A 15,800-nucleotide genomic window follows, 5' to 3' on the forward strand; every position below is an offset into this window, starting at 1 on the left:
TTTTTATTACTCTTTTACCTGAGCAATAAAACCAGCTTTCAAGACTGCTTTTTTAATATCCTCCGCTTGAAGCTCTTCAGTTTCTACTGTTAAAGTTCGCTCATCGTCTTGCAAATCAACATTCCAAGACTCGATTCCAGACTGCTCATTTAATTTTGGTGTTACTTTAGCCAGGCAATTGTTGCAGTTGATATTGGTTTTAAATTTTAGCGTTTTCATAGATGTAGATGTTATTCTCGTTTTTAAGAGATTTCAAATGAATTTTGAATCGGAAACTAGATTGTTTTTGAGTTTATAATTTTTTCGACTTCAAGCGTAGACTATTCAACACGACCGACACCGAGCTAAATGCCATGGCACCACCCGCAATCATAGGATCAAGTAAGAATCCATTGAAAGGATACAATATTCCCGCCGCAACAGGTATTCCTACCAAATTGTAAATAAAGGCCCAAAATAGGTTTTGTTTGATACCATTGACAGTCATTCGTGAGAGGTGAATCGCTTGAGGAATTTTCTCCAAATCAGAGGAAATCAACGTGATTTTAGCCACGTCCATCGCGATATCTGATCCATGTCCCATAGCTATACTCACATCCGCTTGTGCCAATGCTTCTGAATCGTTGATTCCATCACCAACCATTGCCACAATTTCACCTTTTGCTTGAAGTTGTTGAATCACGAGGGATTTGTCCGTGGGCAATACTCCACCTTGAAAGTGATCGATTCCAACCTCGAGAGCAACCGCTTGAGCCGTTTGAGGATAATCTCCGGATAGCATATGAACCGAAATCCCCATTTTTTGCAATCGCTGAATGGCAGATTTCGAGGTTGCTTTGACTTGATCTCGAATTCCAATAATTGCTAAAACAGTCCTTTCATTGGCAAACCAAATCACCGTCTGCGCTTGATTTCCCCAATTCTTGGATTCCAATTCCAATTCTTCCGGGATGGAAATGCCTTGCTCTTGAACTAGCGTTTGATTTCCGATGAAATACCGTTTTCCTTCCACGATTCCTGAAATTCCCTTACCGGTAAAGCTTTCAAATTCAAGGATAGGAAGGGAATTGATCCCCTGTTCTTTTACATCAAGTAGCACGGCCTCTGCTAAAGGATGTTCAGATTTTGACTCAAGAGCATAAAGTACTGACCTTAAAAAGTCTTGATCTTTGGAGTCCACCTGGTTTGAAAATTCCATTTTTTGAACCCTGGGTTTTCCTTCCGTAATGGTTCCCGTTTTATCAAGGACAACCGTAGTGACTCGATGACCTATTTCCAAGCTTTCAGCATCACTGATTAGAATTTGATTTTCGGCTCCTTTTCCCATCCCAACCATGATTGCGGTTGGCGTGGCTAGACCCAACGCACAAGGACAGGCAATCACCAAAACAGAAACACTTGCTAACAGAGCATGTGAAAAGGAATTTTGGTCTCCAAAAACCAACCAAACAATAAATGTGAAGATGGAAATGACAAGTACACTTGGAACGAATATTCCAGCAATTTTATCAACCAGTTTTTGAACTGGGGCCTTACTTCCTTGGGCCTCTTGTACCCGTTGGATAATTTGAGCCAATAGGGTAGTGGCGCCCACTTTTTGAGCAATGATTTCCAGACTTCCTTTTCGATTAATGGTGCCTGCAAAAACCTGGTCCCCTGTCTCCTTCAAAACAGGAATAGGCTCTCCGCTAATCATGCTTTCATCGACATAGCTCTTTCCTGCGCTGACTTCTCCGTCGACAGGAATTTTCTCTCCAGGTTTGATTTGGATTATGTCTCCAATCTGTACATCCTCAATTTTAATCACAACTGACTGGCCGTCTTGAATCCGGGTTAGTGTTTTGGGTTGAAGGCCAATTAACTTCTTTAGGGCAGTGCCAGTCTGGGATTTTGCTCGTTCTTCCAATAATTTCCCGAAGGAAATAAAGACGATGATCACTGTAGCCGCTTCATAATAAACATGAGGATGAAGTCCCTGCTGTTTCCAAAATGAAGGAAAAAGCGTATTGAAAAGCGAAAACAGGAATGCAATTCCTGTACTCAATGCCACAAGTGTATCCATATTGGCTTTGCCATGCTTGGCTTGCTTCCAAGCGTGGATGTAAAAATTCCTTCCAAAATATCCGATAACTGGAATACTTAAGGCCAAACTGATCCATTTTCCAGCTTCCCAATTCATCAGAAACATCCCAATGATAAAAATGGGTAGGGTAAGGATGGCCGCGCCTATTGTCCGTTTTTTGATTTCTGCATAGGCTTTTTGCTGCTCCTCACGGACAGATTCTTCTAGGTTTTTCGAATCAAGAACTAAACCATAACCTACGTCCTGAAGGGCTGCATTTAAACCATCTGGATTGATTTGATCATCATATTCTACCATCACGGTAGAATTGGCAAAATTGACCGAGGCTGAATGAACCCCATCCGTGTATTGAAGAATCGTTTCTACACTCGAGGCGCAAGCTGCACAAGTCATTCCAGTTACAGGAAAAGTTTGCTTGTGGACTTTTTCGGAATTAGTAGTCATTAGACAAATATCCGAATTTGAAGAGTGGAAAAAGTTACACCATTTTGGAAAAAAGTATCAAGATTTTGACTTGTAGCTTTAAAGAGGTTAATCCTCCATCAAGTCATGCTTTTTCAAAAAATCCAATAAGTCCTTAGCTGCTAAAGGCTTTTGGATGTAATCCAAAACCTCTGCATAAGAGAAGGCCTTAGCACGATCTGAAGAATCTATCGAGCTTGTAATGATTGAAATCGCAAAATGATTTTTGTCTTTCACTTCTAGTTCCTTGAATGCATCTAAAAATCCCCAACCATCCATAATAGGCATGTTGATGTCCAAAAGAATTAAAATAGGTTGCCCTGCTATTAACTCCTTTTTTGAAATCTTTTCTTTGATGTATTCAATTCCTTGAAGACCATTTTCGAATTGTGTAACGGGACTTAAAAAATCAAGATTTTTAAGGATCCTTTTCCCAACCATCCTGACTATCGAATCGTCGTCAATCATGATGATTTCTTGGACTTTGTACTCCGCCATTTTTTTTGATTTGGTCAAAAATATTTTATCCGAGTGGTTATTCCAAAAAATAAATGGAATGAAAATCCTATCGGGGGTTAAAATCCAGTATTCTCAAAGGTTAATTTTAAGCTTTTTCTAGCCAGTAATTGGATTTTTTTGCTCTTTAATTTCACCAATTAAGTTTGACTCACGTTTACAAAATAATGCGGTTTATTTCAATTTAAGTTCTGTTTTTCTAATAAATATAAATAAACCAATATACTATTTAATCATTTTAATTAAATGTATTAAAAATTAAAATTATGAGTATAAATAATTGTTGGAGGCGTGCTTTTTAATCCTTCTTTTTTTAAATGTGTATATTATACATGCTATTATTAAAAAAATTACTTTGCGGATATTTTAGAGACATGAGTTTATTTAGTTCGGAAAAAGAAGTTAAGAGTTTAATTGATTTGCAAAATGAGATGTCTCGAACAGCTATGCTGTTGGGAAGTATTCTTTTCATTGCTTTTGGACTTAGTAATTTACTTACCGAAGTTCCCATTTACCTAATTGTTGGGAAATTGGCCATAGGGGCATTATTTTTATTTGGGTATTGGTTCACCAAAAAGCAGGGACAGATTCAGGTATTTCTAAATATTCTTTTATTCATATGTTTCTTCCTTTTATCCGTAAATTATTTTAAAAATCACGGTTCATATGGTGCCACCGTTGTGACCTTATTTATATTGACATTGACCTGCGTTGTCTTAATTGATGGGTGGGTAAAATGGTTTTGGATTGTTTTAGGGTTTTTAATTTTCACCTTATTTCTATTCTTGGAAATTTTTGAAATCGTCCCAGTTGACACAACTTATGAAGAACCTTCAAGTCGATTTGTGGCGATTACACTAGGATTGTTTTGGACAATTCTTTTTACCTCGATTGGAGTTTGGATCTTGCAAAAAAATTACCACGATCAATATCGCCTGTTAATCAAATTTCAAAAGGAAAAGGAAAAAGCTAACCTTCAGCTTTCAGAGTTGAACGATAAGAAATCCAAGCTATTAGCATTGCTTTCTCATGATCTTCGTAGCCCAATTAATACCTTGACGTTGTCTCTTGAACTCTTCGAAATGGGTGCATTGGATGAAGACAAACTCAAGCAGATGTTGGGTAATCTTAAGAAGCAAAGCCATCACCTTTCACACGTGCTGGAAAACACCATGAGTTGGGTTAGGATAGAATTGGGAGAGGAGAAGTTTTCGAGAAACTTGGTGGATATTGATGCCTTCACCCAGGAAATGATTGAGATGATGCAAGAACCGATTTCCTTGAAGGAATTAAGTCTCTCATTTTTAAAAGAAGGCGATAATCAAACCGTAGAACTCGAAGCCAAACCAATTAGCATTATACTAAAAAACTTGATCGATAATGCGGTCAAATTCACCCAGCCAGAGCAAGAAGTTACACTGAAACTTTCCCAAAAGCCAGGTCATGTTTCTTGGGAAGTTTCTAATCCCGGATTGCCGCTAGCGGGTGAAAGTCTTTCCAATTTATTTACGCCTAGAATTGAGTCTCAAATGGGTACTCAAAATGAAAAGGGATCGGGTATTGGATTACTGATGAGTAAGGAAATTGCAGAATCTCTGGATATGGAGCTCACTTATTCTTATGCAGATGGCCACCATAAGTTCACTCTTTCCGGCAGCTTGGATTAATTTGCCTTGATAATTCGAGTTAGATCAAAATTCCCAACGCGTAAATACACCTAGGTTGGCTCGCTCCAATGAAATTGGGCCATATCGATCGATATTATAGCCCAAGCCAAATCCTAGAGGTCCTTTTTTTAAGCCTGCTCTTAAATTCAAAAAGCTTCGATTGTGGACTCCTTCGGAAAATCCTCGGTTATACATAAACTGGAGGCGAGTATATAGCGCCCACTTTTCAGAAATCATAGGCTTAAATTCATACAAGCCCAAAATCTTTGCATCCTGACTGGAGTTTAAAAACCAGGAAAATACCGTCAAGGCTAAGATTTTCCGATTGGCGAATACATGCTGTGCACCAATTAAAGGCGTCAAACCTACCATTCCATTATATTCACTTCCAGCTGAAATCGCAAAACCCTTTTTTCCAAGATTGTAATTGATCTGTACTGGGATAACCGCATTTTCTCCAAGCTTGTCTTCATTCAAATTTTCAGTAAAGACAGCGATTGATAAAAGATCAAACTTGCTAGTGGGTGTAAAACTCCGTTTCAGAACCAATTGAAAATTGGCTTGCCTTCCATTAATCATCCATTCAACGGGTATAGGCGGATTTCCGCTTTGGGTAAAAGCAGGCATTGAAATCAGGATTCCTAGGAAAAGGCCTAGGAGTTTTCCTCCAATTGAATTCAGGATCATGGTTAGCGGGATTTAGGTGATTTATTCTGGGCCAAAAGTAGCTTAGCCTAAACTCCAAAAAATTGCGCTAGAGCAATAAAACACCCTAAAGTTCAGATTTAATGCGGCTTAGCGTGTAGGATGTGATCCCTAAGTAAGAGGCGATCAACTTGCTCGGGATTTTGAGAAGGATATCTGGATATTGTCCTTTTAGCCATTTCAGTCGGTCGATTGCAGAAACACCTTGTAGATCATAAATCCTTTTTTGAGAGGTGATATAGGCGTTTTCCAACATATTTCGATACACCCAATTCACTTTGGGATTATGCTCTACCAACTGAAAAAAATGAGTTTTAGAGATTTTTAGCACGGTCGATGGCAAGATGGCTTGGATCGATTCTGCAGCTGGTTTTTGCTCAATCAAACTGCTTAATGCCGTTCCAAATTTTTCCTCAAAAGCAAAATACCGAGTAAACTCCTGCCCTTGCTCATTGGTGTGAAATAGCCGCAAGGCACCTTTGCAAACAAACAAATGAAAGCCACAGGTCTCTCCTTGACGAAGGAGGTATTCTCCTTTTTTGAATTTACAAACCGTGAAAAAATTCTGAATCAATTGAAATTCCTCTTCTTCCATTTGAGTCAAGGATTTGAAATAATGGAAAAGTTGAAGATGAGGAGCTGACATGATGGGTGATTTACAAGATTTTTAAACCTACTTATTTTTCAGAATTTTTAAGAGCTGATTCCTTTTCCTAACCCAAGGAAATATTCGAATTATAATACTTGGCGAAAGTTTTATTTATCAACACGCCATTCTATTTCAATGGCTCATTTTAAACTTAGACTGGATTTTTGGCCGAAGGTCAAATTTGAATCTTCCCATTATTTTCTATTCCCATTTTCTCTTGTCAGTAAGCTTTTGTACTCTTGCCGCTTAGTTTATTGGTTATGTTTGAAGGTGCAGAATATCCCCAATCTTTAGAAGAATCGACCTTGGAGCGATGGTTTGAGCAGGGGAGAAGTAGTCGAATTCCTTATACCTATTTGGTGATTATTTGGGATGATCGAGAATCCAGCTATAGCCCTGTATTTCTCGAAGAAAGAGTCGAATTGGATAATTACTCCAAAGATGATCGAGGCTACAGCAACCAATGGTTTGTGGCGGCTTACGATTTATTTTCAGAGTCTAGGGTGAAATAATTAATACCAATCGAAGAAGATTTTTTGTAATTAAACTCGGATCGTTTTTGGAGTTCAAATCATAGATTGACAGTTATCAACTTGCATTAACACAAAAAAGGCCCTAATCAGACGAATAGGGCCCTTTTTCTATAAATTCTTGAAATTAGTTGTTAGGATTTTGATAAGGTCCATAAACCGCATCTCGGAAGCTTTTGTGCACTTGTCCTGCAAAAGGCATGATTTGCACAAATAAGACTGCGGTCAGTTTGTTTTCTGGATCTACCCAAAATAAGGTACTTGCTGCTCCATCCCAGAAAAATTCGCCGACCATTCCCATATTTTCATCCGGAGAGGATGTCGGAGCTACCCGAACAGCGAAGTCTATCCCAAAACCTACATTTCCTTTGGAAGGTAAAAACATGCGTTCTGTCACGCTATCATCGAGTTGGTTGGTGGCCATGAGTTGGACCGTTTCTGGTTTCAGGATGGTTACCCCATTGAATGTACCTCCATTAACCAGCATTTGGGTGAATTTCATGTAATCATCCAGCGTAGATGTCAATCCATATCCACCTGGAGTCATGGGCCATTCTTGGGTATTGAAGGCATGAGCCAACGAATCCGGGACTTGGGTCAATTGACCGTCTTCTCCTTTTCGATACATGGCTGAAAGTCGATCTCGATCTGATTCAGTTACAAAATATCGCGTTTCACTCATGCCCAAAGGATCTAGGACATGCTGTCGAACATATTCTCCATAAGGTTGACCAGAAAGCCTTTCCACCAAAAATGCCTGTACATCCACTGATGGTCCATAAGCCCATTGAGTTCCAGGTTGGAAGGCTAGGGGAGTTTGACCCATTTTTTCAGCCATCTGGGTTAATGTGTTAGCTGGATTTCCTGCATTGGCTTCTTTCAGCAAATCGCCTAAACCTGGTTGATTGGGATTTACGGGGAATCCAGCAGTATGCCGGGTTATATCTCGGATCGTAATTGGACGAGCCAAAGGTTCAAATTTCAGTTCACCCGTTAAGGAATCTACCCCAACAAAAACCTTCATGTTTGAAAACTCAGGCGCATATTTTTCCAGAGGATCATCCAATTGAAAAGCTCCTTTTTCATACAATGTCATCAAGGCAACTCCAGTAATTGGCTTGGTCATGGAGTAAATGATCGCCAACGTGTTTCGATCCATCGGCACTTTTGCCTCTCGATCTGCAAATCCGGTGGCATTGAAATAGGCCTCAGTGCCATTTTCGTAAATCAAGGCTGAAGCTCCTGCTACCCAACCTTCTGCTACCATGGCTTGAAGGGTGGAATCTAACCTAGCTCGAGCAGAGTCTGTGATCACTAACTCGGCAGGCGGTGTAGAGGTACAGGAAATGATTCCAAATAAGGCTATTCCGAAGAATAAGGAGTTGATTTTCATAGGCTAGTGTTAGTTTATTGACCAAAAGGTACTGTGAAATACCCAGAAGTGTATGGGGATTTTACACGACCATAACTTAGAAAGGCTAAAAAGTCCTAGGCGAATTTGAATGAATTGGGATTAGAATTTTATTTCCACTTAACCCTGTCACATGCTTCTTAAGTGCAGCTATTGGCGATCCATCCCGATTTGATTTTTTGAATTCCCAAAGTTTGAATAGGTTAGAGCGAATTCTATAATCAATTCACCCCACTAATTTTATTCTGATTATGAAACAAAAATCCTGGCTTTTATCCCTGAGCTTGATTTGGTTGGTTTTTACCCTTCAAGCCCAAACCAAAAAGCCCATTCAGTTGAGCGATCTGACCAAAATTGTCACGGTATCCAGTCCTGAAATTACCCCTGATGGAAAGCACGTTCTCTTCGTGAAAAACTACATGGAGGCGTCCAAAAAGGAAGGAGAATACGATTACAAAAGCCAGTTGCTTTTGATGGATATTCAAAATCCAAGTCAAGTCAAAATCCTGAATGGTCCTGGCAATGACTTGTCGAATTTTAGCCTATCTCCAGATGGCAAAAAATTGGCCTTTGTCAAAAGTTGGGAAGGAAAGCCTCAAATCTGGATTTTGCCGATGGATGGTGGTGAGGCCCAGGTCTTGACCCACGAAAAATATGGAGCAACTTCACCTGTTTGGTCTCCTGATGGTTCAAAGTTGGCTTTTTCAATTTCGGTTCCGATGTGGGCGATCACCGAAATGCCGGCTTGGGAAAGCCCTCGCCCTGGTCGAACGTATGGTGACGAGCCTAATTATTTGGCGATCAAAGAAGGTTTAGAAAAAGAGGACACACGTCCAAATATGGATGGAGATGTGGCTGAGCTTCGTGCTTGGTTAGCCAAAAATGCTTCTAAAAATGATCCTCGTGTCATTGATCGACTCAATTTCCTTGGAGAGCGAGGTCTTTCTACAGACATCAGTTTTCGTCATTTAGAGGTATTCGATCTAGCCTCTCAAAAATCAACCATCCTGACTTCTGGCTATCAGAATTTCGGTGGAGCGGAGTGGAATCCAGAAGGTACAGCCCTCTTGACGACTAGCTTGGAAACGGACCTTCATCCAGACTTCACGACCGATCTGAATACCTCAGTGTATCGCATTTCCATTTCTGATGCATCGATTCAAACTCTTTTCCAATCCGAGGATATTCGCTTCGCTGGAGCAAGCTTTTCCCCTGATGGCAAATGGATTTTGGTTTCCGGTCAAAAAACAGATGACCGAGCTTTCAATCAAAGTTTGTTAGGAATCGCCAAGGCAGATGGAAGCGGATTGAAGTGGTTTACTGAAGAAATAGATAGACGTTTGGGAGATGCCAAATGGGCCGATGATTCCAAATCTTTCTATTTCACCGGAGCCAATCAAGGGGGATTTACCTTGTACAAGGCTGAGGTCCCAAGTGGAAAAATTTCAACCCTGATCTCTGGACCTGTTGGAGTCAATAGCTATGATATCCAAGGAACTCAGCTGGTGTATTCATTGACTAAGGTGGAAAATCCAAATGAACTTTATCTCGCAGATTTGGCCGGAAAAAATGAAAAGCAATTGACCCAATTCAATTCCGAATGGCTTGCCGATCGTTGGGTTTCTCTTCCCACCGGACATCAATTTGAGCAGGATGGATTTACGATCGATTATTGGGTAATGCCTCCGTTTGGACAAAAGTCCGGTGAAAAATATCCGACACTACTGGAAATGCACGGTGGACCTACGGCCATGTGGGGACCGGGGGAATTTAGCATGTGGCATGAGTTTCAAGTTTTGGCAGGACGTGGCTACGGAATCGTATACGCCAACCCAAGAGGAAGTGGGGGATATGGAAAAGTATTTCAAAAAGGGAATTACCGAGATTGGGGAGATGGCCCTGCCAAAGATGTGTTAACTGCCTTGGACAAAGCAGGTGAAAAGTATGCATGGATTGATCAGGATCAACTTGTTTTGACGGGTGGTTCCTATGCCGGTTATCTGACTGCTTGGATTGTAGGACATGATCACCGCTTCAAAGCAGCCTTAACCCAGCGGGGCGTGTATGATTTAACCTTCTTTATGGGAGAGGGAAATGCATGGAGATTAGTGCCGAATTACTTTGGATATCCATGGGAAGAAGGCGTAAAAGAGATCCTCGACTACAATAGCCCTCAGACTTATGTTCAGAATATTCAAACTCCCTTGATGATATTCCATGGGGATAATGACCTCCGAACTGGAGTTCGTCAATCCGAACTGTTGTATAAAAGCTTGAAGATTCTTGGCAAACCGGTCGAATACATTCGCTATCCGGAGGAGGGACACGAGCTTTCTCGCTCAGGAGCAATTCACCGCAGATTGGATCGAATTGGACGAATTGTCGAGTTTTTTGAGCGATACGTCACTCATCCTAATTGATCAAAAAGATGAAAAACAAAGGCTAGCCGTTTACGGCTAGCCTTTCTTAATTCAGCCTTATTCGTTTTCTGAAAACTTCAAGTTTTCAATAAAAGCCACCAACTGGGCGGAGTTTTTTAAACCTAGTTTTTGAATCAAATTCCTTCGATGGGTATTGACTGTTAAATCACTCAAAAACAACTTTTCCGCGATTTCGACTGAGGTATATCCCTCCGCGATCAGGTTGGCGATTTGTTTTTCTCGCTTGCTCAAGATGTTCAAATTGGACTTTGATTCCTTAGCGGGAGAAAAAGTCGCCTCGGGAAAAGTGAGAATATCCTGAAGGGCATTATTCATAGCCTCTACCAAGGCTCTTTTGCTAATCGATTTGGGGAGATATCCGATGGCACCTTCTTGGCGACATTTTTCCATGACATCCGGATTGTTTTCCATCGTCAGTAGAATGATCTTACTTTCGGGACTAATCTTTTTCAAAGCCCGAATTGAGGCAATTCCATTGGCATCGGGTAGAAAATAATCCAAAAGAATCAGGTCGGGCTGGGCACTTTCTGCCAAAGCTAATCCTTCTTCCAAGGTTTGTGCATGGACCAATTCGTGGATAAAAGTTTCGTTTCCAATCAAGGAGAAAACTCCCTGCGCAAAAAGTAAATGGTCGTCTATATGTAATACTTTGATGTCGCTGAAATTAAGCATAAACAGGGAAATTAATCGTAATGGTGGTGCCAGTGGCATCTGATTCAAGGTGCAGGTTTCCTTTGAAATAGCCGACCCGCTCCTGGATATTTTTCAGGCCTATGCCTGATTTTTTGGCGGTGGGGTTCATTCCTTTTCCGTTATCTTCTGCAATCAATTCAATTTTTCCATCTTGCTCGGAGATGCTCAATAAAGCTTCAGTGGCTTCAGAATGTTTGACCATGTTGAGCAAAAGTTCGCTGGATATACGATACAAAACCAGTTGCAGGGATTTGCTAATAGGAGAATGAATTTGAAAATAAAAATTGGTTTGGATGTGATGCTTTTTTTGAATCAGATCCAATTGCAGTTGGAGGACATTTTCCAGGCCGTTTTCTTCCAGATGATGAGGCGTCAAATTATGGCTTAATGATCGGGCCTCTTGGATACTTTTATCGATTAGGATTCGGAGCTCTTCCAATTCCTGGGTAGGATACTGCCCATTGAGCGTTTCGGTTTTAAGGTAAAGGCTGGCGAGCATGCCACCGATGCTGTCATGCAAATCACGCCCCAATCGTTGCCTTTCATCCTCCTGAACTTGGATCAACTGATCCGCCACCTGCTTTTCCTTTTCCAAGATCTGAACCGCGAGTTTTTCTTTCTCTTTTTTGAATAATGAAGCTCTTCGAGCAAAAGCCGCCGTGATAATCGCTGTTTCACCCATCAATCCAAAGGCACTTCCAAAGTCTACCAAGTAATGGGGAAGCCCCATCGGAATCAGCTTTTGATTGAGTTGAAGGGTCATTCCGAAAAGCACTAAAAAGGAAATACCTAACAAATAATGCCCAGCAAGTGGCACCTTGGCCCGCCACTGTTGGAAGGAATAAATTAGGACCAATAAGGAGGTAGCGACAGAAACCAGCCCGGTAACTTGGAGCAGGATGATTTTAAGCGTAATCAACTCCAATAGTTTTGGAGTGAATACCACCAAAAAGATCAATGCTGCCTGGAAAATCAAGTTGCCCCAAATGAATTTTGCTGTCCATTTTCCTGCTATGACGGGAGGAAAAAATCGAACCACCAACAGGAGGATCAATACATTGGTCAACAAGTTGAAAAAAGGTCGAGCTGCAGCAACCCAGATAATTTCAGTAGGCCAGAGGTATTGAAAGGTCAAGCCCCAATGGGTAGCGAGCCAAAACGAAATGGATAACACATAGGCCGCGTAGATGGCCCCACTCCAAGCTTTTAATTCCAAAGCAAAAAAGATGGCAAACAAAAAGATAATGGACAACCAACCCAAAATCCAACCAATCACCAAGGTGTCTTTTGCTTTTCGCTGTTGAAATGACTCGAAATCAAATAGCTCCGGTTCGATGTGAAAAGTCTCCCCAGCCTTATCCAGTCGAATTAAATAGTCTTGGGTGCTACCAGGAGCCAGCTCAAAGGGAATGACTAAATCTCGATCCAGAAAAGGCCGCTGTTCAAAGGGGTAAATGTCTCCCAATTCGAGAATAGGTTGGGATGAATCCTTCTCAAAAACCTGGATTTGATTGATATGAGGATTATTGGGAACGAAGAAAAGCTGTTGTTTCTGATTGCTGGGATTGTGGAGTGTGATACCCAGCCACCAGGCTTGTCGGGTGATCCCAGGATTAAATAGTTTTATATCCTTGCTGAGCGTGTCAAATTGATTCCAAGCCATATCAATCGATTGGCCTTCATCTGCAAACACCCCAAACTTCACTCCATTTCCTTCCTTCGAATTGCAAGAGAAAAGGCTTAGAATCAGAAAGGTAAAGGCAATGATTTTCCAGAAGCTAGTCTCGTTTCGGAGCCGACTTTTTCCAATAGCAAGAAAGGTAAAGGATACTTTGAAATTCAAATGTTAGACAAAAGGGTGATTCGTAAAGCAAGATACAGGATGCTTGAAAATTTCACTAAAAGGGATAAAAAATACCAACTTTTAGGTATTGCCCAAGGCAATTTTTTCTGGGAATATTGCAAGAGTAAAATGATTCAAAAGAATTGGTGAAAAACTTACATAAGTATAATCTAGGGTGAGCAGAGAAGCACCCAAAAGGTGTTTTTCTCAATTTTTTAAAGAGACAAGGTCTGTGGTAACGCAGGCCATTTTTTTTTGTCTTTTTGTTTCCATAGAACTGGTTTCTTATACTACCCAATTTCACTGATTCAACCTTAGATCCCTGATTTTTAGCAGGATATGGGTTGACTTTTTACTGCTTATTCTGCCCAATTTTTAAGTATATTTTCTTGCTTTCCAGAAGGTTCCTGATTTTCAGGTTCAGGATAAATGATCCTTTGCCCATTTTCACACTCAAACACCCTAGTTTATGAAAAATTTAGCTTTTCGGTTCCTATGGATTGCCTTCCTTTCCCTATGGATTCAACCTGCAGTAGCTCAGGAAATGACCAAGCAGGATTATTTGGAATTAAGCAAAAAACAAAAGAATACAGGGTTTATTCTTTTGGGTGGTGGTGCCGCTGCGGTAATTGCCGGGTCGGTACTCTTTAGTGAAAACTTTTGCATTTGGGGCTGTACCAATTCAGAAGATAAACTTGCGGCAACAGGAGCAGCACTTGCATTAGGGGGAGGAGTGGCTATGCTGGTGAGTATTCCTTCCTTTATTAATTCCAGCAAAAATGCGACTCGAGCTGCCCAGCTAAGCTTGGTTCGGGAGACACTTCCTGGTCCTCGGATTGCTCCTCAAATTCCCAGATCTTATTTGTCCATTCAGATGAGTATTCCGATTTCGAAACGATAAAACCTAAAAAACGGCCTGTCTACGTTATGCAGACAGGCCGTTTTTCTAACAACTTTTTCTATTAAGTAAAGGTGCTTTGCTTGAAAGAGGGTTTAATTTATTGTGATTTTAAATTCAACCGAATGATTTTTGGATTTTTCGTTTTTATCCTTTAGGATTAACCTGTAATCACCCAATCGATTGATCATGAGAAAATTAGGCTACATTCTGGTTCTTGGACTATTGTGTTCATCTTGCGGAAACTCTGAAAACCCTGACACTTTACCTACCTCTGGCGCGATCACGGGTTCAGTGCTTCTATTCGGAGAAGGTTCAGCTAGTCTTCCCCCTGCAGGAATGAAGGTAAGTATTGAAAATAGTAGTCCCCCCATTGAAGCGACTACTGACAATGCCGGCAAGTTTACCTTAGAAAATGTTCCCTTCGGCACGTATACGCTTAGCTATGAAAAAGAGGGTTTTGGAACTTATAAAAAGCCCGAAATAGTCCATGAAGCGGTGATTTCACCGATCAGTATAACACCTTCCCTTGGCCAATTGTCAAGCACCCAAGTGATAGAAGTTCGAATGGAAAAAAGTGGATCCTCCTTAATTACCTATGTTACCACTAATCCCGCCGCATCGATCAATTCCCGACGCTATATCCGCTATTTTTTCGGAACCACTCCTAATGTTTCAGCGAGTAATTACACTGCTTATTCGGAAACTTATGTTGTCCAAGACACGCCTTACTACAGGACATTTGCCCCCTCACAATTATCCCAATTAGGGCTCAATCCTACCGGAACGATCTACATGCGGGTATACGGGGATTCTTTTTTCTCCAATGATTACCTAGATCCTGTGACTAAAAAAAGGGTTTTCCCGAATTTAAATCCCAACACGGTCGCTGCAAAGTCTGTAACCTTCTGAAATGAGAATCCAAATAGTTTCAATCTTCAAAAACCAGCTCCCGACTTGAAGTCAATTTGATTTTCCGAGCCACCGAAAGGCCCGAAAAGTCGCCAATCAGTCGGTAGTCTATTTGTCGAATGGAAAATTGATTTCTCAAGGCCAATAAGAATTCACCTCGTGCTGCAGTCCATCCGGAATTTCCTACTTCCTGATTAAATCGATCAATCAGCTCTTGATCAGAAAGCCGCAGGAGGTTTACGGTAAAATAGGATACGTTCATAATTGTCAATTTTTCAAAGAGTGGATAATTCAAATCTGTCCATACTTTCCAGCTTGGCAGATTTGAGTATTTCGATCGAAATGGCATTTCTATTTAAAATAATGCCGGACATTCATTCCGATGATTTCGTGGCTTTGGGTCACCAAAGTTCCCCCGCTTGGAATCGTCGAACTGGTATAAGCTTGTCCATCAAAGATGTAATAGCCCATTTCTGGGCCTTCCACCAAGCAAAGTCTGGCAGGACGCTTTAACTGTGCTTCCAGTTGGTCTTTCACTTGATGCGTTCGCTCAATCAAAAGCTCATGAACTTTGGAATACTTGTCGATTTCATACAATGCCAGCATCCAAGGCTCAACTCCTTCGAGTTGAATTCCACCAGATTCAGTGGACTCCTTTTCGTCCAACTGAATGGGAAGCTGCATATACACCCCACTGGTAATCCGCACGATGAGGTAGGGAAATATTCCGTATCCTGCAGGGAATTTTCGGAATTCAGACCAAGGAATTGATTTATCGAGGTTCATTGCTGTCTTTTTTAGGGCGGATGACCCGCACGGTAAAATTGGATTTCTGGTATTTTTTATCCTCGGGCTTAGCCCAAGGACGCCTGCAGAAGATTTGCTCTGCACATTCTTTTTCCACAATCAGATGCGCATAGGCACTGAGCGGAACAGCCAAATCTTCGAAGGTGACTTCGAAAAGGATGCGATCTCGGATTAAAGCCATGA

Annotated in this window: 16 protein-coding genes; 5 read left to right on the forward strand and 11 right to left on the reverse strand. The window is 41.0% G+C overall.

Going from position 1 to position 15,800, the window contains the following annotated elements; genetic code table 11:
* Positions 1-6: 6 nt before the first annotated feature.
* From AO498_RS10770 to AO498_RS10780, 3 genes are all read right to left on the reverse strand, one after another.
* A complete protein-coding gene (locus AO498_RS10770; RefSeq protein ID WP_067547224.1) occupies positions 7-219 on the reverse strand; it encodes a heavy-metal-associated domain-containing protein in 213 nt (70 codons plus the stop codon).
* A gap of 73 nt (positions 220-292) precedes the next feature.
* Positions 293-2,527 carry a heavy metal translocating P-type ATPase gene (locus AO498_RS10775; protein ID WP_067547227.1) on the reverse strand — a complete coding sequence of 745 codons (2,235 nt, stop codon included), beginning with the start codon at positions 2,525-2,527 and terminating at the stop codon, positions 293-295.
* 87 nt (positions 2,528-2,614) lie between these two features.
* Positions 2,615-3,043 carry a response regulator gene (locus AO498_RS10780; protein ID WP_067547230.1) on the reverse strand — a complete coding sequence of 143 codons (429 nt, stop codon included), beginning with the start codon at positions 3,041-3,043 and terminating at the stop codon, positions 2,615-2,617.
* Positions 3,044-3,393: 350 nt separating this feature from the next.
* Here AO498_RS10780 and AO498_RS10785 point away from each other — a divergent pair, with 350 nt between their 5' ends.
* The gene (locus AO498_RS10785; protein ID WP_192842556.1) at positions 3,394-4,728 is read left to right on the forward strand and encodes a sensor histidine kinase; all 1,335 of its coding nucleotides are present in this window, start codon (positions 3,394-3,396) and stop codon (positions 4,726-4,728) included.
* A 24-nt stretch (positions 4,729-4,752) separates the two neighbouring features.
* Here the strand turns inward: AO498_RS10785 and AO498_RS10790 are convergent, their stop codons facing one another.
* Both AO498_RS10790 and AO498_RS10795 read right to left on the reverse strand, forming a co-directional pair.
* On the reverse strand, positions 4,753-5,415 hold the full coding sequence (locus AO498_RS10790) for a hypothetical protein (RefSeq protein WP_067547240.1): 663 nt from the start codon (positions 5,413-5,415) through the stop codon (positions 4,753-4,755).
* 85 nt (positions 5,416-5,500) lie between these two features.
* On the reverse strand, positions 5,501-6,079 hold the full coding sequence (locus tag AO498_RS10795) for a Crp/Fnr family transcriptional regulator (RefSeq protein ID WP_067547243.1): 579 nt from the start codon (positions 6,077-6,079) through the stop codon (positions 5,501-5,503).
* A gap of 242 nt (positions 6,080-6,321) precedes the next feature.
* Here AO498_RS10795 and AO498_RS10800 point away from each other — a divergent pair, with 242 nt between their 5' ends.
* Positions 6,322-6,594: a hypothetical protein gene (locus AO498_RS10800; RefSeq protein WP_236778591.1), complete on the forward strand. Its 273-nt coding sequence runs from the start codon at positions 6,322-6,324 to the stop codon at positions 6,592-6,594.
* 145 nt (positions 6,595-6,739) lie between these two features.
* On the opposite strand, the gene AO498_RS10805 is transcribed toward AO498_RS10800, so the two are convergent.
* Positions 6,740-8,005 (reverse strand): serine hydrolase domain-containing protein, encoded by a 1,266-nt coding sequence (locus tag AO498_RS10805; RefSeq protein ID WP_067547249.1) that lies wholly within the window; start codon positions 8,003-8,005, stop codon positions 6,740-6,742.
* Positions 8,006-8,274: 269 nt separating this feature from the next.
* Between AO498_RS10805 and AO498_RS10810 the strand changes: the two genes are divergently transcribed.
* On the forward strand, positions 8,275-10,443 hold the full coding sequence (locus AO498_RS10810) for a S9 family peptidase (protein WP_067547252.1): 2,169 nt from the start codon (positions 8,275-8,277) through the stop codon (positions 10,441-10,443).
* 57 nt (positions 10,444-10,500) lie between these two features.
* On the opposite strand, the gene AO498_RS10815 is transcribed toward AO498_RS10810, so the two are convergent.
* Positions 10,501-11,136, reverse strand: coding sequence for a response regulator (locus AO498_RS10815; protein ID WP_067547258.1), 636 nt, complete (start codon positions 11,134-11,136; stop codon positions 10,501-10,503).
* A complete protein-coding gene (locus tag AO498_RS10820; protein WP_067547261.1) occupies positions 11,129-13,000 on the reverse strand; it encodes a sensor histidine kinase in 1,872 nt (623 codons plus the stop codon). The genes AO498_RS10815 and AO498_RS10820 overlap by 8 nt, the downstream gene beginning before the upstream one ends.
* Before the next feature lie 469 nt (positions 13,001-13,469).
* Here AO498_RS10820 and AO498_RS10825 point away from each other — a divergent pair, with 469 nt between their 5' ends.
* Both AO498_RS10825 and AO498_RS10830 read left to right on the forward strand, forming a co-directional pair.
* On the forward strand, positions 13,470-13,901 hold the full coding sequence (locus AO498_RS10825) for a hypothetical protein (protein ID WP_067547263.1): 432 nt from the start codon (positions 13,470-13,472) through the stop codon (positions 13,899-13,901).
* Positions 13,902-14,087: 186 nt separating this feature from the next.
* On the forward strand, positions 14,088-14,810 hold the full coding sequence (locus AO498_RS10830; RefSeq protein ID WP_067547267.1) for a carboxypeptidase-like regulatory domain-containing protein: 723 nt from the start codon (positions 14,088-14,090) through the stop codon (positions 14,808-14,810).
* 19 nt (positions 14,811-14,829) lie between these two features.
* Here the strand turns inward: AO498_RS10830 and AO498_RS10835 are convergent, their stop codons facing one another.
* The 3 genes from AO498_RS10835 to AO498_RS10845 all read right to left on the reverse strand — a co-directional run bounded on the left by AO498_RS10835 (position 14,830) and on the right by AO498_RS10845 (position 15,798).
* Positions 14,830-15,072 carry a hypothetical protein gene (locus tag AO498_RS10835; protein ID WP_148660224.1) on the reverse strand — a complete coding sequence of 81 codons (243 nt, stop codon included), beginning with the start codon at positions 15,070-15,072 and terminating at the stop codon, positions 14,830-14,832.
* An 89-nt stretch (positions 15,073-15,161) separates the two neighbouring features.
* Entirely contained in the window at positions 15,162-15,596 is a 435-nt protein-coding gene (locus AO498_RS10840) for a hypothetical protein (RefSeq protein ID WP_067547274.1), read from the reverse strand.
* On the reverse strand, positions 15,583-15,798 hold the full coding sequence (locus tag AO498_RS10845) for a hypothetical protein (RefSeq protein WP_067547277.1): 216 nt from the start codon (positions 15,796-15,798) through the stop codon (positions 15,583-15,585). Before AO498_RS10845 ends, AO498_RS10840 begins: the two co-directional genes overlap by 14 nt.
* Between the last annotated feature and the right edge of the window lie 2 nt (positions 15,799-15,800).

This window comes from Algoriphagus sanaruensis (assembly GCF_001593605.1).
Lineage (GTDB): Bacteria > Bacteroidota > Bacteroidia > Cytophagales > Cyclobacteriaceae > Algoriphagus > Algoriphagus sanaruensis.